Below are 22,028 nucleotides of genomic sequence, written 5' to 3' on the forward strand. Positions count from 1 at the left end.
AAGGAGTCCGTGCATGACACGGCCAATCTGTCTCCAGGTTTACATCTCGAGCGAGCTCAGCTCGATGATCCGCAAGGCTGCCAAGGCCAAAGGGATCAGCATGAGCGAGTGGGTTCGCGCCTTGCTCGCCAATGCCTGCACCGAGGACGAGCTTGCCTCGCGGCTCGACGCTTCCATTGAGCGAATTTCCCGCCGCTCGGTGTTCCTCATGGTCGGGGTTGATGCGCTGCTGGCAGGGCACCCCGACCACGCGCTGCGCGGTCGGGCTCACCAGGCTTACGTGCGCAAATGTAAGGAACTCGGTCTTTCCACAGCCGCTGGCGAGGGAGGCTCCGATGAAGCGTAATCTCGTCAACTTCACGCGTGGCAGCCAGCTGCTTGGACACTTCAGCTTCATGTTCGCGGCGGGTCTCAAGGGCCCATTGATTGTCGCCGCGCTCGTGATCTCATGGACCTCCTGGTGGACCATTTCGGCAGGCCTCACCGACCATGAAGTCTACCTCGTCTGGATGCGGATCTATGCTGCCATCTACGGCTTCATGGAGTTCGATCCCGCCAAGCGGATCACCCTGGAAACTGCCTTTGGCTCGACCATCCAGTTTCCGATTGCCCAGCTCGAAAGCTATCCGCCGGTGGTCCATGCGTGGCAGAAGCTGACTGCGCTTCTGACCAGTGCCTTGTGGCGGTCCGGCTTCCTCTTGGTCCCAGCCTTTGCCGTCTTCTACTGGTTCGCCGAGCGGTTCGGCGGTCGCTCCAAGGAGCGCAAACACGAGCGCGGCGCGATGCTCGTCACGCTCCCCGAGCTCGTCGATGAACTGACCGCGCACAACCGGCGCGAGCGCACCCGTGAGCTCGATGCCGCGCTGGGCTGGAAATGGCGGCTCAGCCTGCCGCGAGAGATCGCCGGGGTCTTTCCCTATCGGCCATCGCATATCGCCACGGTCACCTATCCGTGGCGGCTCGAACAAAGCCACGCAATGCTCATTGGCACCACCGGTATGGGCAAGACCGTGGCGATCTCCGACATGATTGCGGAAGCCAGAGCCAAGGGGCAGCGCTGCGTCGTCTTCGATCTGACCGGGGCCTTTATCGAGCACTTCCATGCGGCCCATTGCGACATCATCCTCAACCCGCTCGATGCGCGCTGCCCCCAGTGGAGCCTGTTTGAAGAATGCCGTTCCGAAGGTGAATTCTGGGCCGCAGCGGACGCCCTCGTCCCCCATGACGGGGGCGGAGAAGCCCAGTTCTGGGTGATTGCTGCCCGCGCGCTATTCGTCGAATTCTGCCTCAAACTCGTGGCCGAGGGCAGGGCGACCAACGACGCCCTGGCCCGTGAGCTGATGACCGCGGACCTGTCGCGCGTGCATGCCATGATGCGCGGTACGATCGCCGATCCGCTGACCGCGCCGGAAGCCGCCCGTATGGCGGAATCGATCCGGGCCGTTTTCAACGTCAACGCAAAGGCGCTCAAGCTGCTGCCGACTGCCGGACCTCGTTTCTCGGTCCGCCAGTGGATCGAGGACGGGGCCGATAGCGCCCAAAGCGAAGGCTCGATCCTGTTCATTTCGGCCCGCTATGTCGACATGAGCGTCTGCGCGCAGTTGCTTACGCTCTGGCTCGACACGGCCATGAACACGCTGATGACGATGCCCCGCACCCGCGATCTCAAGTGCTGGTTCTTCGTCGATGAGCTCGGCGCGTTGCACCGCCTGCCAGCCCTCGAGAAAGGCTTGCAGACGGCGCGCAATTTCGGCGGCGCCATTGTCCTTGGCCTTCACGCTTATGCCAAGCTCAAGGAGGTCTACGGCGAGAACATGGCGATGACGCTGGCATCGCTTGCCCGGACCAAACTGATCCTTGGAACCGCTGACCGCGAAACGGCCACCTGGTGCTCCGACTTCATCGGCCATCGCCAGGTCAGGGACATGGAAGAGGGCTACACTTACGGCTACAACAATGCCCGCGATGCGGTCAGCCTGACCCCGCGCAAGCATATCGAGCCGCTCCTGCTGCCTGACCAGCTGATGAACCTGCCGCGCCTGTCAGGGTACATCAAGTTCCCCGACGGCTTTCCCGCCGCACCGATCAAGCTGAAGCCCGTCGACCGACCCAAGCGGGCGGAGACCTTCATCGCCAGGGTCAAGGAAAGCCCGAAGGCAAGGGTCACGGTGCCCCATCCGGCGGCGGAGCAGGCCGAGCAGAAGGCAGCGCCAACAGGCAGCGAGCATCCCTCGTCTAACGATGACGGAGCGGGCAAGCCGGTCGTCCCGAAGCAGGGAGAACTGGCCCTGGATCAGGGACCGAAAGCCGCGCCGAGACAGGAGCCTGACGCGCCTGCCAAGGATCTTGGTCGAGCAGTGGAACACCCACCCGGCAAGCGAACCAAAGAGCGGGAACCGGCAGCTCGTTCCGGGCAGGAGAAGGCGGGCAAGGCCAGGAAGGAGCGATCGAATACCAGAACCGATGCTCCGCCGCGAAAGACTGGACCTTCCGCCCGCCCACTTCTCCCGACAGGCGAAGCCGCAACGGGGCGGGATCAGACGGCTGCTGCAAAGAGCGCTGCCCGGCCCGGCACGCCCGACACGAAGGCGCTGCAAGAGGGCAAGCCGGACAACCCGAAGAGCCAAGGCTCCAGCGATGCCGCCGCGCGCAAGCTGATGATCGAGGATGGTCTGCGGGAGCACGAGCCCCCGCCGATCACTGGTCCCGATCTTGGCGACATGGAGATGTGAGCATGGCGCTGACTGCCTCGGGATGGCGGACCGATCGATGCTGTCGGTAGCCAATGTCCGCACAGCCGGCGGCGCGGCCAACTACTTCGCTGCCGACAATTACTACACGCGGGCTGATGCCGATCGCTCGGGTGAATGGATGGGCAAGGGCGCTGCCGCGCTCGGGCTCGAGGGGACCGTCGACGCGCGGCAGTTCGAGGCGGTCCTTAAAGGACTGCTGCCCGATGGTAGCCGCGTCGGCAGTGACAACCGGGCGCACCGGGCGGGGACCGATCTCACCTTTTCGATGCCGAAGAGCTGGTCGGTCCTTGCTCTGGTGGGCGGCGACAAACGGATCCTCGATGCCTACGCGTCGGCCGTCCGGGAAACACTGCGCTGGGCCGAAAAGAACCTTGCCGAGACCCGGATGGAGGTTCGGGGCAGAGAGCGTGTTGTCCAGACCGGCAACCTTGCGATCGCGCTGTTCCAGCACGACACCAATCGCAACCAGGAGCCCAACGCCCACTTCCATGCCGTCATTGCCAATGTGACGAGAGGAGCCGATGGCAAATGGCGGGCGCTGCGCAATGATAAGCTCTGGCAGCACAATACTTTGCTCAATGCCATGACGATGGCGCGGTTTCGGCTGAGCGTCGAGAAGCTCGGTTACGAGGTCGGGGAGTTCGGCAAGCACGGCAATTTCGAGGCCGTCGGTGTGCCCAAAGACGTGCGCGATGCGTTCAGTTCGCGGCGGGCGGAGATTCTCGACCGCCTGGCAACGATGGAAGGGAGGGGGCTCGCCGCTCGCAGCGCAGCAAACCTAATGACCCGGGCGGACAAGGCGCGGATCGAGGATCGCGATGCGCTGCGGCAGCAGTGGCGGGATACGTCCACAAGGCTGGGCTTTGATCCCGCCATGGTCATTGCAAGGGCCAATGCCCGCAGCGCGCAGGACCTTGGCAATGTGACTGGCGTTGGGCCCACGATGCGCGCGATAGTCCGCAATGCTCAGGCCCTTGCAACCTCCTTGGCCGAGCGGCTTGGTCTACGGGAAGGTGACCCGCTGATACCCTCAAGGCTGACCAACCGCAGTGTCGAGCAGGTCGCCGCAATTCATGCAGTCGCCTCGGCTGTGCGGCATCTGGGCGAGCGGGAGGCAGCTTTCACCCGGGCCGAGATCTACCGCGCGGCGCTTGGCTTTGCGCTCCCAACCTCGCTCGCTGACATCGAGCAGCGCGTCGACCAGCTACTCCGACAGGGACATCTGGAGAAGGGCAGGGGCGCCGACCGGGAACTGCTGACGACACGCGATGCTATCAGCCTCGAACAGCGCATCATTGCTGGGGTCGAAGACGGGCGCGGCGCTGCGCCGGCGATTGTTTCTCCCGACCTTGCTGGGTCCCGTCTGCAGGCCCTGTCCCAGATCAAATATGGCCTAACCTTAAACGCTGGACAGGAAGGGGCAGGGCGTCTGCTACTTGGCTCGAACAATCGGATCGTCGCGATCCAAGGCGTCGCGGGCGCAGGCAAGAGCACGGTCCTCAAACCCGTCGCCGATATCCTGCGCGAGGAGGGAAGGGCCGTGCTCGGGCTCGCGGTGCAGAACACGTTGGTCCAGATGCTCGAGCGCGATACAGGCATTCCATCGATGACGGTGTCGCGGTTTCTCGCCCGGCACCGCGATCTCCTTGAAGGGGCCGATGCGGACCGTCTCGCCGAGGCGCGGGCCGACATGCGCGGCAGTGTCGTGCTGCTCGATGAGGCATCAATGGTCGGCAATGCCGACAAGGAGAAGCTTGTGCGGCTGGCAAACCTTCTCGAACTCGGCCGCTTTGCCAGCATTGGCGACCGCAAGCAGTTGGGTGCCGTCGATGCTGGAAAGCCATTCGATGTGATGCAGCAAGCCGGGATTGAGACGGCCATCATGAGCACCAATCTCCGCGCACGGACAGAGGGCCTTCGAGCTGCACAGCAGGCAGCGCAAGAAGGGCGCATCGAAGACGCCATGCGCCATTTGGCACCCCAGGTGATCGAGGTGGGAAATGACGTTGCTGTCGAAGCGGCCGCCGCCTGGCTGTCGCTTTCGACCGCCGAGCGCGAAGCAACCGCAATCTATGCCTCAGGCCGAAACTTGCGCAGTGCCGTGAACGATGCGGTGCAGACCGGCCTGAAGGCGAGCGGAGAGCTTGGTCCTGAAAACATGCGGCTCCAAACCCTGTCGCGCGTCAATGTAACCCGCGAGGAGCTGCGCTATGCGAGCACCTATGCCCCCGGCATGGTGGTCGATGTGGCGCGGCGTCAGCGCAGCCAAGGCCTTGCAGCAGGTGAATACCGGGTGGTCGGAACCGATGTGGCGCGCGAGCGGGTCACGCTGGAGAACGCGCGTGGCCGCCAGTTCGAGTTTCGTCCCGGTCAGATCAGGCCGCAAGGTGAGCAGGATCCGCTGCGTCTGTTCGAAGTCCGCGCCCTCGACATTTATACCGGCGACAGGATCCGGTGGACCGAGACCGATCACCAGCGGGGCCTGCTCAATGCCGACCAGGCCCGGATTGTCGCAGTCGACAAAGGGGCTGTCGTGGTGAAGACATCCTTGGGCGCAGAGCACAGGCTCGAGCAGGGCGACCCGATGCTGCGACGTCTCGATCTTGCCTATGCGCTGAATGCCCATATGGCGCAGGGGCTGACCTCCGATCGCGGCATTGCTGTCATGGACAGTCGCGAGCGTAATCTGGCCAACCAGCAGACGTTCCTGGTGACAGTTACACGGCTGCGCGATGGTCTCACGCTTTATGTCGATAATGCTGGCAAGCTTGAGGCAGCGGTCGAGCGCAATGCCGGCATGAAGCGTTCAGCGCTTGAAACGGTCGATCTCCTCCGCGATGCGGCAGCCAAAGGGCAGGCCAAAGATCGTGTGGCGCCTGCACCGGAACGCAAGCCGCCAGAGCTTGTCCGGTCGATCACCAAGCCATTCGAGATCGGCATCTAGCGTCCCGCTGTCCCCATGCGTCCGCACATGGCCGGTTGACGCGAAGTTCTTTATTTGTTCTCATTGACCCATGCCCCGAATCTCCGATGATATCCTGCTTACTCATCTCGAAGTCGCGCTGGCCGTTGCGCCGGAGCACACGCTCGTCCGTCTCAATGCCGATGATCCGCGCGCCCAGCGCAGCGCCAGGGTCGATCTTGCTCGTCATCTGGTCGAACGCATGCGCGGCTTCACCATCGAAGGCGACAGCCAGGGCGGCCAGGTCGCGCAATCGTGTCTGTTTCCGGGCGATCTGTCGCCGATCGGATGAACTGATTGGCCTTGTCGAGGAGGTTTACTGGAGTGGCCGGTCCGGGGCGTTGGAGCTCAGCTGAACAATCCGCTCGGCGATAGCCTGCCATGTCCGAATGCCTGCCTCGTCGCCAGCAAGTGCGAGCGCCCCAATCTGCTCGGCGACGTGCAAGGGAGCCTTGGCGCCATGAGTTTGCAGGACATGGTGGGCGCAGGCCCAAAGCTCCCAGTCGCTCAGCATCAGCCCAGCAGGCCGACGACACCGCCAACCGCCGCGTAGAGACCGTAGGCGACGAAGGCTACGGCAAGGAGGAATTCGAGGCGTAGTTTGAAGGCAGTCGGTCGAGGTTGTCCGACAGGCCATATCTGGTCGCAAGCAAATCCGTTGAACCCCGAACGCTCCCCGACCACTTCGACACGAGAGCCGATGAATTTCCGTACCTGGCGGGTGTTGTCGAGTTCCCAAGTCCCGCCACCGTCAGTTCGCAGCACTGGTCCGTTGGCCGCCCATTCGACGATGCCGGTCAGATGCGTGGTGCTGCTCACCGGCAAGCTGGGCCTTTCCAGTAGCGATCCCAGCGCAGGACAGTGCCGGTCTTGATCATGGCGCATGACAGATCGGCACCTGACGGCAGACGGCACCAGGCAGCGGTCCTGTTTCCGCCTGCGGACCCCTCGGAGCGGCATGTCAGCCGCGGACCTCTGACCACCACATGACCGGTCGAAATTGTTCCCTTCGCGCCGCCCATCAGATGTACAAGGGCGTCGCGCGCCTCAATTGCCGTGGCATTTGGGCAGGGCTGATTGGTGCGGCAGGTGCCGTCCATTTCCCGGGCCGCGATGCCGGCGATCCGCAGGTGAGGGCCTTCCGCACACCAGACCGGACCGTCACCATCCCAGACATGAGTCGGTGTGCAGGTAAAGGTCTGTCCGGAAGCGACGATCGAAGCGGCAAGGAGGGCAAGCATCAGAGAACCACCTTAGAGCGCCCGTCCGAACCAGAGAACCCGTCCGACGATGTTGAGCGTGCGTTTCTCGAGGCCGCGCCAGCTTGGATAGGCCGGGTTGTCGCTCAGAACCGACGCGCGCTTGCCCTGTGGTTCGAGGGCAATGCGCTTTACGCTCAACATGTCGTCCATCCGCAGGACATAGATCCCGTCTCTCAGCCGCGACTGGCCATCCCCGAGATCGACCATAACCTCGTCGCCATCGTGGAGGGTTGGCTCCATGGAGTCCCCATGGACCGCGATAATCGAGAGGCTCGATGCCTTGCTCGCGGTCAGTCGGCGCAGCCACTTCTCGTCGAAGCCGAACTGAGCGGATTTGGCTTCCATTTCGGCCAGAGCGCCATGGCCGGCCGATGCCTCGACATTGAGCAAAGGCACATGGACCAGTTCGACGACCGGGCCTGAGCGGCGGGCAGGTGCTCCAAGAACCTTCTCATCGACCCCGAAAAATCGCGCCAGAACCGAGCGGTCCTGCTCGTCCAGCTGCCTCGGGCTGCCGCGCCGAATATACTGCTGGATGTAAGCGGCATTGCGCCCCAACAGGCGCGAAACCGAGGAGTAATTCACCCCTCGTTGCTGGATCAGTTCGTCCAGGGCTCTCCGTGCGTCGTCCATGACTGCCAGTCCTATCGCGGGCGCCTAGGAAAATCGATCCTAGACTCTAGGAAGCCTTCCTAGTAAGAACATAACAAGAACGCAAGCTTAAAGCGAGTCGAGGGCGATGGAGCTACTGGAGCATATCGAGGCATATCTGGCGCAAACCCGGACGTCGCCAAGCACCTTCGGTCGGATGGCAGTTGGAGACCCAAGGCTGGTAGCCGATCTGAAATCTGGCAGGCGGCCACGTCGGCGGACCGAAGAGCGCTTGCGCGGCTATCTGAATGAGGCCGAAGCAAGGGCTGAAATCTGCCAAACTGGCTGAGCCGTTCCCTTCCAGTCCCGCCGTCACATCGGATGTCGCACGGCAGGATATTCGTGATCAGGCGTTCAGGACTATCAGCATCTAGGCTGGCAATGTCGAAATGAAGCCGTCGCCATGCTGAACCGATCTCCAGCGTAAGGGCCGTAAACAAGCCAGTTGCTGCCAACGGTCTTCCCAGTTAGACGATCTAAGGGTCAACTTTCTGTGCGGGTCAATTAACTGATTCGTATCTGCGCGGTTGATAGGGGAACGGGGGGCGCTTGAACCGATGAACTTCAAGCCTGGTGAACGAGTGCGCCTTAAGCGCGATCCTTCCGCAGTGGGGGTCGTTACGGACACGCCCCCTCAAGAAATGACGGGTCGCCTCATGATAGAGGTGGAATTTCCCACTGGTCGCGCCCGCCGCCCAGCCGGCCAGCTGGAACGCGTGGAGGCAGAAGTCGACGCGCTCGAGGACCTTCGCAATGGCAAGCTTTCCTCACCGATTGATCTGCGGCGTACGATCAATCACCTAAGAATGACCGGCAAGCTGGCAGACATGATCTACGCTATGGGTGCCACCAACACCCAGTTTCATGCCTATCAGTTCAAACCCCTGTTGAAGCTGCTCAACGCTCCGGCGCGAGGGCTTTTGATTGCGGACGAAGTCGGTCTGGGTAAGACCATTGAAGCAGGACTGATCTGGACTGAACTGGTTGCCCGTTTCGACACTCGGCGGCTGCTGGTGGTCTGTCCCAAGCCCCTCGTGGAAAAATGGCGGGCTGAGCTGCGCTCAAAGTTCAACGTGGAAGCCAAGGCGTGCAATGCGGCGGAGCTGATGGATCTGCTGCGCGATGATGCCGAGCGCAAGCAGGGCTTCGCCGCAATCGCATCACTTTCGTCGCTGCGGCCTCCAGCGAAATGGAATGACGATGTGGAGCCTGACCAGTCCGCGAGGGGGCAACTGGCTCGCTACCTGGCCGATGAACGAGATGATGAGCTGTTCGACCTGGTGATCTTCGATGAAGCCCACCACATGCGCAATGCCGATACCGCCAATCATAAACTCGGACAGCTGGTCACCGAGGCTGCAGACTATAGCCTTTTGCTATCCGCCACCCCCATTAACCTGCGCTCGAACGACCTGCGGGTGCTGCTGAAACTGCTTGATCCGGACACGTTTGAAAACGAATGGCAGTTTGCAATCCTGCAGGATGAAAACGCGCCTCTGGTCGCTGCCTGCGAAGCAGCCCGAAATCCGGGTGTCCCCATCGCCTCAGTGGCAAAATTGATAGATGAGCTGCCGCCTGGGCGGATTCTCAAAACCGGGGGGCGTCTCAAGCGGCTTCGCGCTGAACTGAAGTCTGGCGTAGAAGATACCCCTGAAACCAGGGTGCGTTTGGCCGCCCGGCTAGAGGAGATGTCCCTGCTTGGTTCGATTGTGAACCGAACACGACGCCGGGATGTGGCTGAGTTCAAGGTCGAGCGGCGGCCCAAGACCATTCCTTGGGAAATGTCAGCGGACGAACGCAAATTCTATGATCGAATTACGCATGCGATCGAGCGTTACGCCTACGACCGGGATCTCAATGAACGGTTCCTGCTGGCTCAGACACAGCGTCTTCTGGCGTCCAGCCTAGCGTCGGCTTATCGCCATTGGGGAGAGAAGACCGGCAATCTTTCGCTGGATGAAGAGGACGACGACGCGCCGAAATCGGTTCCAGGTCCGCTTGTCAGTGCTCTTGGCGAGATCTGCAATGACCGCACGGTCCTTGCAGAGCTGGAACGGAACGATACCAAGTTCGAGAGGCTGAGCGCTGCGATCAAAGACCTCAAGTCTGCAGATGGCGACCAGAAGCTCATTGTCTTTTCAAGCTTCAGGCGCGTCATCAGCTATCTCAAGGGGCGATTGGAATCCCAGGGGATTAATGTCGTGGAGCTCCACGGCGGGATCAAAGAGGACCGCCAGCAGACCCTTGAACGGTTCGCGGATGCGCCTCGCGGCACCGTGCTCCTGACCTCAGAAGTCGGCGGCGAAGGTCTTGACCTGCAATTCTGCCGCATCGTGCTCAATTGGGATCTGCCCTGGAATCCCATGAAAGTTGAACAGCGGATCGGCCGCGTCGATCGTATTGGTCAGCAGTCCGAATCCGTGGACATCATCAATCTTATTGCCAGCAATACCATCGAGGAGATCGTCTATGATCGCCTCTATCAGCGCCTCGACATTATTCGATACGCCCTAGGCGATTTCGAGCCGATTCTGGGCGAGATCGTCAAGGATCTCGACATCATCCTGTCTGACCCCACGCTGAGTCTCGCTGAGCGAGCAGCAGAGATCGACCGCGCGACCCAAGCGGCCGAAGCCCGCAAGCAGCAGGCGGATCAACTGGAGCGTGAGGCGCCTGGGCTCATCGCCCACGGAGAAAACATCCTCAACCGCATCAAGGAGGCCAACGCACCTCACAAAATGCTCTCGAGCAGCGACCTTCGGGACTACATCGTCAGCACGCTCGTGGAGAATTTCCCCGACACCAGATTTGATCGAGTGCCGGGCGCATCGGTGGAAATCTATGAAGCGCGTCTGTCCTCGCGCGCACAGGCAGAATTCGCACGGTTTCTGGACAGTTCGGCCAAGCGTTACCCGACGCGCTTCAGAAGAGATGCTGGATCTGGTGTCCGTGTCGTATTCGGCAGCAATCCAGACCCGGGCCGCTTTCGCGCGATCGATACCGTACCCATGACACACCCGTTGGCACGGTTTGCATCCGAGATCCGCCAACGCCGCCTCGCCGGTCTCGCCATTCGGCCTGTGACATCGCTTAAGATTTCCCGACAGGAAGCCGGCGGTCTGAAGCAGGGGCGATACGCAGTCGCGGTCGAACGCTGGTCGATCGATGGCCTCGTTCCCGTCGACAAGCTCTTTTATCTCGCATCAGAAATCCGGACTGGCGAGGTTATCGGACCTGACGAAGCCGAAAAGCTGCTCATTCAGGCCCTGACCTCCGATCCCAGCCTCTCGGCACTTGCTCCCGAGGAACTGAACAGCGCGATCGATGCTGTCGAAAACAGGATCATCCCGCTCATTGCCAATGCTCGGGACGATTTCGAGAATGCTGAGGCTGCTCGGCATTATGACCAGATCGAAACCCAAATTGCACTGGTCCAGGAACACCGGGAACGAAAACGCACCGACATGAAATCCCGGATTCTCGATCTGGAACTGTCAGGCGGCGATGTCCAACAGAAGGACAAGAAACTGCGATCTGCCAAGATGCTCCAAGGGAAGCTCGATAAATTTCTTGCCCGGATGGACGTCAAACTGGACGATCTGAAGGTCAAGGAGGATGCCTTTGAGATCGCCCAGCCGCAACTCGTCGGCGTGGCGATTATAGAAGTGGCGGGCTGATTCGATGAGCCGAAATCACAGCTTCCCGAAAGCTACGCTCGGTGATCTCGGGTCCGCGCTTGGGGAACTGAAACGCACGTTGATCAAATCTGAAGCCGCAGCTGCTGAAGCCAGACGTCAGCAAGAAGCCGAAGAGAAACGGCGCGCGGCCTCGCAACCGGCGAGACCGGTTCAACAGCCGACAGGTCCCAAGCCGAAATTGACTGCGGCAGCCTTGGCACGCCTAAACACGCCGTTACCAGGCGAAGCCAAGGAAGGCGCAGCGGAGGGATCGCAGCCGGCCGCGCCGCCAACGCCCCACAAACCTGTCGAGGCCGAAAAACCGGTCGCTCGGCCAGCACCTGCGCAAAAGCCCAAGCCTGCCGTGGCCGGCGATCCCGCGAAGTTGCGAAAATCCGCTGCGGATCGTGTGCGGGCGCTGGTCGGCGGTTCCACGCCTTCGGTCGAGGAGCGGCCTCATTCGATTTCCATTGCGAGCAAAGCAATTATTGACAGCGCCGTTGCTGCTGGATCAGCTATCTTGCGGGATCGTCCAGAACCAGACGAAGACGGTTACATCATCGGCTTCGATTTTGGCACAAGCTCGCTCAAGGTGGCCTATCGCCAGCCTTATGTGGCTGACGATCCTGTGGCCGTTATCCCCGTCCCAGATGAACTCCGATCCGCGAAGCATCCTGGCCTGTGGCAGAGCGTCATCTGGTATCACCCAGGAAACGAGGAATTCTCGCTATATCCGGTGGATGGCGCGATTGCGCTCGACGGTTTCAAAACCGGGTTGATTGCCGGCCATGGCTCGAACCCTATGCCTCAGGTGCCTCAGGTCACAAGAGCTGAAGCAGCAACGGCATTTCTGGCTCTGCAGTTCGCCTATATGGTCGGGGCCTATGCTCTTGAGCAACCACTGCACCCGGTCGGCGCGGATCATTTCGTGCTCATCAACATCGGAATTCCTGTCGCTGTTCGTGATGACAAGAGAGCTTTCACGGAGTTTTCCCGCCTGGTCACAGCAGCCTATGCGCTGGCGCCGAAAGTTCGCTCGTTGAACCTGCAGGCATTGAGGGCAGAGCTGGCGGCTGCGCCGTCCACCCTGCCTCCTTACTTGCAGCTTGTGCCTGAACTGACCGCAGCGATCGCTGGATATGCGGCAGACCCCATGGTTCAGCACGGCGCTCATATCCTGATCGATGTGGGCGCATCGACACTCGATATCGTCTCGTTCAATTTGCAGGCTCAGCTCAGAGCGTCAGTGTTCACAGCTGGCGTTGATCTGTTCGGAGCAAGTGCTCTCGAGGTTGCCCGATCTGCTGGGGTCGATGACACAACCTTCACCCGGGCATGCGATTACCTTTTCGAAGATGTATATGGGAAGGCTAAGGCCGACACCCGAGCTCCAAGCCTGTTCAAGCCAGGTCGGCGGCGGAGGCCGGTCCAGTTGGTGATTACCGGAGGCGGGTGCGACACCGACCTCCACACCCGCTATATAAACTTACTTCCTCAAGACCAGGTGCTTGGAGCCATCCCGTTGAAGCGGCCATCTCCGCCATCGAAAATCCTTCGAGAGAGAGGAGATCAGTCGCGTCTCCTTCTCGCCTACGGATTGACCCGTGACGTCACCGAGCTTCACGAATTGCGGCTCCCATCGGAGATAGACGACATTCCGCCGCTCCCTATTCAGACCTTTCGGATGATCGATAAGGATATGATCTGATTGCGGGCCGAGCATCAAGCATCACCGGCCGGCCGGGAATCCCGATTGGCCACGCTTGATGGTCTTGGTGGGAACATGCCGATTGCTGGTGACACTGTTCCCAGTTAGACGGCTCGAGAGTCAATTTTCTGGACGGGTCCAAAAATTGATTTGCAGGCGAAGGGATTGGCCATGGACGAGAAGCCGAATTTGAGATGGGGTGTCGAGCGCAAACTCGAGTTCATCGAATTCAGGCTTTTCTGGGAAGGCTACGTCAATCGCGGGGACATTATCGACACCTTCAACGTGTCGGTCAATCAGGCGTCTACGGACTTGAACCGTTACCTGGGGCTGGCACCGGACAATATGTGTTACGACAAAAGTGCCCGAACCTATGTCCGGACATCAGCATTCAAACCGCTTTTTCTGAAGCCTGATGCCAGCCTCTACCTGTCGCATGTGCGTTCGCTGTCGGATGGCCTCCTCGATAAACATGAGGCATGGATAGGAAATATCCCGGATTTCGGGAGCATTACTTTCCCGGCCAGAGGGGTGCTTCCGACGGTTCTTCGTACGATCGTAATTGCCATTCGTCGTCACGAGGCGGTCGAAATTTGCTACCAGTCGATGTCGTCACCAGAACCACAATGGCGCTGGATCATTCCTCACGCCCTCGGATTTGATGGCTTCCGCTGGCATGCCCGCGCGTTTTGCGAGCAAAGCGGCCAGTTCAAAGACTTCGTTTTGTCCCGCATCGCGGAAACCAAGCAAAGTCGCCCGGCGGACGCTCAGGCTACCAAGGATACGGCGTGGCACGATATCATTGAGCTAGAGATTGGGCCGCACCCGGATCTCAGCCTAAATCAGAAGCGGGTGATTGAACTTGACTACGGCATGCAAAACGGTCGAGTCGTCATTTCTGTTCGTAAAGCCTTACTCTACTATGCTTTAAAGAGGCTGGGCCTTGATACCGATCCTTCTGCGCGGAAGCCGCAGGACCAGCAGATTGTGTTGCTAAACAAGGATGCGATTGCGGCATGAGCATTTCTTACCAGGCACTTGTACTGTGACCGCTCAATCAATCCCGACCCCTGGAGCCTTAGTTCGACTTCGCTCAGCCACCTGGAAGGTTTTGGCGACATCGACGCTGAAGCTCGGCTATCGCGAAGTACATTGCCGAGGCTTGTCAGGGCTGGTTCGTGACAAAGAAGCCCGATTTGTCTGGGACCTCGAAAAGGGTGCACGCGTTCTCGATCCCGCAGCGATCCAGTTAGTTCCGGATGCTCCCCGTCAGCACCAATGGCACAGATTTGAGGTTGTGATTTAAGGAGGATTTGGGCTTCGTCGTAGTGACGAAGGAACGAAGATGAAGCCCAAATCCTCCAATGCAAAATCGCCGACCAAGGCCCCTGCGGAGCGGGTGGTGAAGGACATCCGGCGTGCAACCCGCCGGCACTTCTCGGCCGAAGACAAGATCCGCATCGTGCTGGATGGCCTGCGCGGCGAGGACAGCATCGCCGAGCTGTGCCGCAAGGAAGGCATTGCCCAGAGCCTGTATTACACCTGGTCGAAGGAGTTCATGGAAGCCGGCAAGCGCCGCCTGGCCGGCGACACCGCCCGTGCCGCGACCACTGGCGAGGTGCAGGATCTGCGCCGCGAAGCCCGCGCCCTGAAGGAATGCGTTGCCGACCTGACCCTGGAGAACCGCCTGCTCAAAAAAAGCATGATCGCGGATGGGGGCGACGACGAATGAGGTATCCCGCCTCGGAGAAGCTCGAGATCATCCGGATCGTCGAGCAGTCGCACCTGCCCGCCAAACGCACGCTGGACCAGCTCGGCATCGCCCGTCGGACCTTCTACCGCTGGTATGACCGGTTCCTCGAAGGCGGCCCGGAGGCCTTGGAGGATCGGCCGTCGGCGCCGACCCGGGTGTGGAACCGCATCGGCGATGATATCCAGGACCAGATCGTCGAGATGGCCCTGGACTACAGCGAACTGTCACCGCGCGAGCTGGCGGTGCGGTTCACCGACGAGAAGCGCTACTTCGTGTCGGAAGCCACGGTTTACCGCCTGTTGAAGGCCCATGATCTGATCACCAGCCCGGCCTATGTCGTGATCAAGGCCGCCGATCAGTTCCACACCAAGACCACCCGGCCGAACGAGATGTGGCAAACCGACTTCACCTACTTCAAGATCATCGGGTGGGGCTGGATGTACCTGTCGACCGTGCTCGACGACTTCTCGCGCTACATCATCGCCTGGAAACTGTGCACCAACATGCGGGCCGAGGACGTCACCGACACGCTGGACATGGCGCTGGCTGCCTCGGGCTGCGACAGCGCCACCGTGCTGCACAAACCCAGGCTGCTCAGCGATAACGGTCCCAGCTACATCGCTGGCGAACTGGCTGAATACATCGAAGCTCAGCAGATGAGTCATGTGCGCGGTGCACCGTGCCACCCTCAGACCCAGGGCAAGATCGAGCGCTGGCACCAGACTCTGAAGAACCGCATCCTGCTGGAGAACTACTTCCTGCCCGGCGACCTCGAGGCCCAGATCGAAGCCTTCGTCGAGCACTACAACAATCAACGTTACCACGAGAGCCTGAACAACGTGACGCCCGCCGACGCCTACTTCGGCAGGGCACCAGCCATCATCAAACAGCGTGAAAGGATCAAACGACAGACCATCGAATATCGGCGCTTGCAACACCGCAAGCTCGCCGCTTAAAATCCAGCCCCTGACGAGGCCCGCACTCCGCTAATTTACGCCGCGAGTTGTGCCAAATGTTCTGACGACGGACAATTCAGTCCCTGACCGGGATCGGCGGAGAGACTGAGGCAGAAGCCCAATTGCCTGTGACTGAGCTAACATTCGGTCAGATGATTGAGACGGAGCAGAGCCGCCAGACAATCTTCATCCCAGACAGCGAAGCCGAGCTGCGTCGTGTTTTCGAGGAAGGGCTCGAAGGATGGCGCATTTTCCTGCATCCGGAACAGCGCAAGATCGCCTACCGGGACTATAATGGCCCGGCCTTGGTCCGAGGTGGCGCTGGGACCGGCAAAACTGTCGTCGCGATGCACAGGGCTAAGCATCTGGCGGACCAGATCGAAAAGAGCCCGGACCGGGCGGGCCAGCGCGTCCTTCTTACTACCTTTACGACCAGCCTAGCCCATGACATCGAGGCCAACTTGCGGACGCTCTGCCCGGCCCATCTTGATGCGCGCCCGCCCCGGATCGAGGTCATCAATCTCGATCGATGGGTTTCCCAGTTCCTAAAGCGCAAGAGCTTTGCGCGCGAGGTTGCCTTCTTCGGGGAAGCGCGGGATCGGCTGGACCAAGTCTGGCGAGAAGTGCTTGACGATCATGAACTGCCGGAGGGGCTGTCTGAGGCATTTGTGCGGGCGGAGTGGTCGCAGATCATTCAGGCGAAAGGACTTGTCGACCAGAAGGCATACCTGAAGGCGTCCCGAGCCGGACGTGGCACCCCCCTCGATCGGAAAAAACGGGCGGCCCTTTGGGACATCTTCGCCGATTATCGGGCCCGACTGATCAGCGAGCGGCTCGCAGAGCCGGATGACGCGTACCGGGAGGCAACCGAGATCTTGTCCGCCGAGGCACCGAATCTTCCTTATTCGGCCGTGATTGTGGACGAGGCACAGGACATGGGAGAACAGGCGTTCCGATTGATCAGAGCGATCGTCCCGGAGAACCAATCCGGAGACAAAAACTCTCTTTTCATCGTGGGGGATGCGCATCAGCGGATCTACGGGCGGCGGGCCGCCATGTCCGCATGCGGGATCAACGTACGGGGCCGCTCAAAGCGGCTTCGGCTCAACTACCGTACGACACAAGAGATCCGTGCCTGGGCCGTCTCCATCCTTGAGGGGGTTAACGTGGACGACCTTGACGAGGGTACGGATAGTTTGCGTGGCTACATCAGCCTCATGCGCGGGGTCGCTCCGGAGCTGGTCGGGTGCCGATCCGAGGCGGAAGAATTGGATGGGTTGGTGGCTTGGGTCCGGTCACTCCCGACCGACCAAATCCGCCTCGCTGAGATCGGAGTCCTCTGCGCGCGTCGAGTGGACACGGACAGGGTCCAAGGCGCACTTCGCGCAGCTGGTATCGAGACCGTTATTCTGCAGTCTGGTGCGGACGACCGTTCCATTCCTGGAGTCAGGATCACCACGATGCACCGGGCCAAGGGGCTCGAGTTTTTTGCTGTTGCAATCCCGTTCCTATCTGATGGATCCTTTCCATCTCAGGGCGCTCTCAAGAGCGCTGTAAATGCAGCAGATCGGGACGACATAATTGCTCAGCACCGCTCGCTTCTCCACGTCGCCGCGACGCGAGCGAAGAAGGCGCTGCGAGTTTCATGGTCAGGTCGACCGACAAACCTTTTTACAGGGTCTAAGTGAGATACTCCTCCATCACATCGTCCTGTTCGACGGGGACCCGGACAGTGTCGGGGTGGCTGAGAACTTCATCGCGAAGATTCGGGGGGACGCGTTCCGAAACCAGCAGACGTTTTTTCGCTTCTTAGGGTATCACCAACGTTCGCGGTTTTCTCATTTTCCTGGCACCGTGAGAATGTTTCCTCTATGTTCCAACGGCAACTGAGATGAACGCCATCATGACGAATTTCGACATTGAAAACGCCGACGCTCGCGGAACCCGCAAGTGGGAAGGGCTGTCTGAAATCGATCAGGCGATCCGTGAAAATCGTCTGATGGAGTATCGGATCAAGAAGTCCTGGGCCGATCCTTGGGCGCGCAGTCTCACGATAGCGGTCCTAGTCGTCATTGCCGTTGGTTTTTCATACTTGGCTGGCGCGTCTTTCGGACTGTGGTGACCGTTGCAGGTCACCACTCCTTCACATCATCCGCTGCTTCTGCACTGGCACCTTGGGCTCCCTTGGTGATCGCGTCCAGACGTCCCCTAGAGCCGGTAATCTTCTGGCGACCGGCCGCCTGAGCCCTTTGCACTTCTTCATGGAGACCGTCGGCGCCCACCCGTGGTATCGAGCCGGAACCTCCGCCGCCGCTTTGTGCTCGGCCGCGCACCGATCCTGCGCCAGAGACTGCCGGACGGGATACGGACTGTCCGGGGACGAGTACGAGGCGATCGTCGATCCCGTCGCGAAGCTGCTCGGCATAGCTTTCAATGAACTTTGCCTGCAATGCTTGGCCCTCCGAGCTGAGCTGGAAAGTGACATCGTCGAACCGCGCATTGCCATAGAAATCGCGGTTGCTTTCGATCTCGGCGAGACCCCATTCGCGGTAGGCCTGCGACAGATTGAGGCTGCCTGCAGCGCTGTTGCCCTCGAAGAAGGACGCCTGGCTCTCGAGACGATTGGCAAGCTCCTCGGCCCGACGAGCTTCGATTGTGAAGCTCTGGGCTTCTGTCAGAGATGCGTTCATGCCGCTCGCGGTGCTCGAGATCGACGAGCTTGATGAGGTGCTGACCGAGCGGACGAACCCATCGCGGGTGCTCGACCAATTGCGGCTGTCAGACATCTGGGACAGGCTCCCGAAGATCCGCGAACGGTCTTCGGATGCGATGCCGATGTCGCTGTCGGTCCATGTGCGTGTCCCACCGCCCTTCAGGCCGACGTTGGCCGAAGCGACTCCATTTGAAATGCCCGCTTTGGCGCCCGCCTCGCCACCTAGGAACCAGGCGGTAGAGATGTCATCGGCGGCTCTGCGCGATAGCCCGAATTGCCGCTGCAGATTGGTTGATGCCTGGTCTACCTCGCTGAACGCGGTCTGGATGCTGTCGGAATTCGAGGTGCCGGTCGCGCTCTCGAAGGATGCGCCGCGACTGAACTGGTCCCTGAGCTCGCGGAACTTCGTGACAGCGCTGGTCGTCGATTCCGTGGCGACATTAGCATAAGTCTCGCTGTTGGCGCGGGCCTGCGATGCCATCGTCGAAAGGCGCGCCGTGAACTCCTGGCCCAGCGTCGGCGTGAAGGGATAGCTCGAGGTCGGGATCTGGTCGTAGCTGCCGTCAGGAAAGCTCGTGGTCATTGAGCCCGTGTCGCTAAAGGTCCGCGTCTGCGGCGCGCCATAGGTGAAGCTCGGCGCAATCGTGCCTTGTGCAAACTGACGAGTGAGAACGCTCGAGTTTTCGAAGCTCGTGTTGCCGAGCGAGACGTTGCCGGTACTCGCCTCGCGGGCCGCTTCCTCGGCCGCGTTCTGGCTCGGGTTCAGGTAGCTCGTGGCGTGGTGGGAAATCGCCATGGCGCCCTTGGCCACACCGCCTGCCAGGAACGGCACCGATGCGATGAGATAGCCGGCCAGCAGACCGATATCGCTGTTGACGTCGGCCATTCCGGTAAAGCTCGCCAGGCTGAGGCCGTTGCTGCCCGTGACCGCGCTCATGTCGGCCGCGCCCTTGTACATCAGCATCATGTGGAGGATCACGAACAGCGGCCCCCAGGCCGCGAGATAGAAGAAGCCTGTCACATAGCCCTTGAGTGCGACAGGTCCCGTCTTGGGGAGCAGGAAGAGCGGGAAGAGCACCGGGAACAGCGCGTAGAACAGCACGGTCAGCACGACGTTCAGGAGTGGGACCCACTTCATGGCGTTGCTCGCAATCGAGCCATAGGTCCGCTCGGTCTGAATGTCGGCGCGGGTCTGGGCGTAGACGTCGACATTGCCGGCGCCGCTGGTGCCGGACATCGAATGCATGGCCTGGCTCATCGCATTGATGGTCAGCGTCTGCTTGAAGATCTGGGTCGCATTGGCCGAGACGCCAGTCAGGTACTGATAGGCCACCGGCAGGTCGGCAAAGAGCTTCGCCTTGGCGAGCGCGGCGGTCTGGTTGGGGTAAAGCTGACGGCCAAACACCGATCCCATCGCATCGACGAGGCCGGCCCACTGCGCATTGAGCGTGTCATAGGCCTCGCGGCAGGTCACGATGTTCGAGCTCACCTGGCCCGAAGCGGTATCCCGCGTCAGGAACCGCTGCGCGCGCGCCTGGCTTCCCGGCGCGATCGTCGCCCAGATGTCGCCGGTTTCCGCGAGCTCCTTCATCGAGTAGCGGCCGAGCAGCACGTCGTAGAACACGCATTGCCGGAAATGCTCGTCGAGATTGGCAGCAAACTCCGGATCGGAAATCCGCAAGGACCGGGTCGCATCGTAGAGCCGCGCGCCGTAGATCATCCCGTTTTTCGAATAGTTGAGATCCCCAGGCAGGCCGAACACCACTTCTGCCGAGCCCGTCAGATAGTCGCCGACCTGGCTGGTAAAGCTCGCCATCAAGGCCAAGCCCAGCGGCACGTTGCTGACATTGGCCGGGGCAAGGCTCGGATTGAGCCGGTCGGTCACATGGACATCGAGCCGCGGCACCATGAGGCAGGAGTAGATGAGCGTTGCGCCGAGGAACCAGTTGATCCAGGCGCGCCAGTCCTGATTGAACGCGAGGGTGATGGCAGACAGGCCCAGCCCCATTACCATCACCACCTGGAGCAGGCTCTTGTAGCCCCCGTTGCCGGTCCAGGCGGCGACCGCCTGGAAGACGTTGACCAGATAGTCCCCGCCGCCGACCGTGAAAATCTCGACCATGTCTGTTGTCCCGCCTGGATGTGGTTGGTCCGGTCAGTGGGTGAGGGCGCGGTTCTGGACGCCGCGCGACCAGTCCAGCGATGCGGCCATTCCGGGCGACATCGAGGCGGCCAGCACGTTCTCGATGAACGCCGTCTTCTCGATGATCTGCAGCACCGCATTGACCTTGAGGTGCGTGTTGGCCTGCCGGTCAGCGAGAGCCTGACGCACGACATTGACCTGATTCTGCCACATCGCGATCTTGGCTTCGTCGGCCCCGATGAAGCTCGACATCGAGCGGCCCGCCTCGCTCACGATCCGGTCGAGCACGGCAAACAACAGGTCGACACTGGCGATCTCGGCCAGGGTCTCCCGGTCGTCGGTCGGCATGCCCCGGCCATAGGCCGCCTGGACGGTCAGGATCTTGTAGAGCGGGATAGACGCGACTTGCAGCAGTTCCTTCTGCTCTTCGCTGATCGCGGTGTCGTCCCGGATGGCCTGAACCATACCGCCGATGAGCGCCGCCACGCGCGGCCGCAGCGCTTTCGATGCCGGCAGGCTCAGCGACTTGAAGCCCGGGTTGAGGCACTTTTCCGGCTCGTCGCAGTCGAAAATGAGGACATTGCCATTCGCCGTGCCATCCAGCAGCGAAGTCACGAGGGTGGACGATGCCTCACCGACGATTGGCACGAACTTGCCCGGCTCATCGTCCTTTGGGGGCACGTATATTATCGTGCCGAGCAGCGTCATCGCATATTCGGCGAGCTCTTCGTCGAACCGGCCGCCTGGCGAGAAGAACGCCGACTTCTTGAGGATCGTCCAGGTGTAGTTTCGCGCAACGCCCGGATTGACGTCGTCATACTTGCCCGAGCCTTGCGCGGTCGTGCTCGAGCGCTGCCCCCTGGTGCCGCACCCATGCTTGGCCGCGGCATAGTCGGTGAAGATACCTTCGGAGTTGCCGATCGCTTCGCAGATCGCCTTGTCGGCAAGGTCGCCCTTCGGCCAGATCCCGCCCACCAGACCCTGCGCCATTTCGCAGGAGTTGATGTTGAGGTTGTTCATGAGCTGAGCCTTCTGGCTGAACTCCTGCATGATCTTCGAGCATTCCGGGCAGACCGTGTCGATCGCCAGGCTGAAGGCAAAGCCGACAGCATTGTTCGCGACTGCCTTCAGCATCGCGACGATCTCGCTCGTGTTGATGAAGCTGAAGGACCCCGCAAAGATGTCGATGCCGCCGCAACCGGCGCGGGCGCGCGGCAGCTGTAGATTGGCGATGTTGGTCGTCTTCTGCGGGAACCGCGTCCAGACATTGCCGAGGCTGTAATAGCCGGCCGACTGCCCTTGGAACGCGGTAGGTCCGTTGACGTTGGCAGCGCCCCCGACGTCGTTCAGAAACGAGTCCATCGAACTGCCGACGTCGGCCGATGCGCCAGACAGCGGGAGAGCGAAGGGGAGGGCGGCTGCCAGAAGCGCAGCGATGGCTCTTTTCATC

General features: G+C 60.9%; 16 protein-coding genes. 10 read left to right on the forward strand and 6 right to left on the reverse strand.

What is annotated here, in order from left to right:
• Positions 1–13 precede the first annotated feature (13 nt).
• From SPYCA_RS03725 to SPYCA_RS03740, 4 genes are all read left to right on the forward strand, one after another.
• Positions 14–346, forward strand: coding sequence for a hypothetical protein (locus tag SPYCA_RS03725; RefSeq protein ID WP_066275457.1), 333 nt, complete (start codon positions 14–16; stop codon positions 344–346).
• Entirely contained in the window at positions 336–2,732 is a 2,397-nt protein-coding gene (locus tag SPYCA_RS03730; protein WP_120218993.1) for a type IV secretion system DNA-binding domain-containing protein, read from the forward strand. The genes SPYCA_RS03725 and SPYCA_RS03730 overlap by 11 nt, the downstream gene beginning before the upstream one ends.
• Positions 2,733–2,769: 37 nt before the next feature.
• Positions 2,770–5,697, forward strand: coding sequence for a MobF family relaxase (gene mobF / locus SPYCA_RS03735; RefSeq protein ID WP_120222134.1), 2,928 nt, complete (start codon positions 2,770–2,772; stop codon positions 5,695–5,697).
• Between the two features lie 70 nt (positions 5,698–5,767).
• Positions 5,768–6,007, forward strand: a complete 240-nt coding sequence (locus SPYCA_RS03740) for a hypothetical protein (protein WP_030092562.1) — start codon at positions 5,768–5,770, stop codon at positions 6,005–6,007.
• Positions 6,008–6,031: 24 nt separating this feature from the next.
• On the opposite strand, the gene SPYCA_RS19490 is transcribed toward SPYCA_RS03740, so the two are convergent.
• The 4 genes from SPYCA_RS19490 to SPYCA_RS03760 are packed head-to-tail and all read right to left on the reverse strand — an operon-like array spanning position 6,032 to position 7,610.
• A complete protein-coding gene (locus tag SPYCA_RS19490) occupies positions 6,032–6,229 on the reverse strand; it encodes a DUF6961 family protein (RefSeq protein WP_120218994.1) in 198 nt (65 codons plus the stop codon).
• Positions 6,229–6,534 carry a DUF5818 domain-containing protein gene (locus SPYCA_RS03750; protein ID WP_066561351.1) on the reverse strand — a complete coding sequence of 102 codons (306 nt, stop codon included), beginning with the start codon at positions 6,532–6,534 and terminating at the stop codon, positions 6,229–6,231. The genes SPYCA_RS19490 and SPYCA_RS03750 overlap by 1 nt, the downstream gene beginning before the upstream one ends.
• Positions 6,531–6,956 carry a thermonuclease family protein gene (locus SPYCA_RS03755; protein WP_120218995.1) on the reverse strand — a complete coding sequence of 142 codons (426 nt, stop codon included), beginning with the start codon at positions 6,954–6,956 and terminating at the stop codon, positions 6,531–6,533. Before SPYCA_RS03755 ends, SPYCA_RS03750 begins: the two co-directional genes overlap by 4 nt.
• Positions 6,957–6,968: 12 nt before the next feature.
• A complete protein-coding gene (locus SPYCA_RS03760) occupies positions 6,969–7,610 on the reverse strand; it encodes a S24 family peptidase (RefSeq protein WP_007688341.1) in 642 nt (213 codons plus the stop codon).
• Between the two features lie 575 nt (positions 7,611–8,185).
• Here SPYCA_RS03760 and SPYCA_RS03770 point away from each other — a divergent pair.
• The 6 genes from SPYCA_RS03770 (at position 8,186) to SPYCA_RS03805 (ending at position 17,844) form a co-directional block, all read left to right on the forward strand.
• Entirely contained in the window at positions 8,186–11,305 is a 3,120-nt protein-coding gene (locus SPYCA_RS03770; protein ID WP_120218997.1) for a helicase-related protein, read from the forward strand.
• A gap of 4 nt (positions 11,306–11,309) precedes the next feature.
• Complete coding sequence (locus SPYCA_RS18965; RefSeq protein WP_146625085.1) at positions 11,310–13,013, forward strand: hypothetical protein; 1,704 nt, start codon at positions 11,310–11,312, stop codon at positions 13,011–13,013.
• 171 nt (positions 13,014–13,184) lie between these two features.
• Positions 13,185–14,033, forward strand: a complete 849-nt coding sequence (locus SPYCA_RS03785) for a WYL domain-containing protein (RefSeq protein WP_120219000.1) — start codon at positions 13,185–13,187, stop codon at positions 14,031–14,033.
• A 325-nt stretch (positions 14,034–14,358) separates the two neighbouring features.
• A protein-coding gene (locus SPYCA_RS03795; protein WP_085995949.1) for an IS3 family transposase occupies positions 14,359–15,722 on the forward strand; the annotation gives its coding sequence in 2 pieces (ribosomal slippage) (positions 14,359–14,706 and positions 14,709–15,722; 1,362 coding nt in all).
• Positions 15,723–15,874: 152 nt separating this feature from the next.
• Positions 15,875–17,410 carry a UvrD-helicase domain-containing protein gene (locus tag SPYCA_RS03800; RefSeq protein WP_120219002.1) on the forward strand — a complete coding sequence of 512 codons (1,536 nt, stop codon included), beginning with the start codon at positions 15,875–15,877 and terminating at the stop codon, positions 17,408–17,410.
• 203 nt (positions 17,411–17,613) lie between these two features.
• Positions 17,614–17,844, forward strand: coding sequence for a hypothetical protein (locus tag SPYCA_RS03805; RefSeq protein WP_120219003.1), 231 nt, complete (start codon positions 17,614–17,616; stop codon positions 17,842–17,844).
• Positions 17,845–17,854: 10 nt separating this feature from the next.
• Here SPYCA_RS03805 and SPYCA_RS03810 read toward each other — a convergent pair whose 3' ends face one another.
• Positions 17,855–20,557, reverse strand: coding sequence for a conjugal transfer protein TraG N-terminal domain-containing protein (locus SPYCA_RS03810; protein WP_120219004.1), 2,703 nt, complete (start codon positions 20,555–20,557; stop codon positions 17,855–17,857).
• Positions 20,558–20,590: 33 nt separating this feature from the next.
• A complete protein-coding gene (locus SPYCA_RS03815) occupies positions 20,591–22,027 on the reverse strand; it encodes a conjugal transfer protein TraH (RefSeq protein ID WP_120219005.1) in 1,437 nt (478 codons plus the stop codon).
• Position 22,028 lies beyond the last annotated feature (1 nt).

Source organism: Sphingopyxis sp. FD7, from assembly GCF_003609835.1.
GTDB lineage: Bacteria > Pseudomonadota > Alphaproteobacteria > Sphingomonadales > Sphingomonadaceae > Sphingopyxis.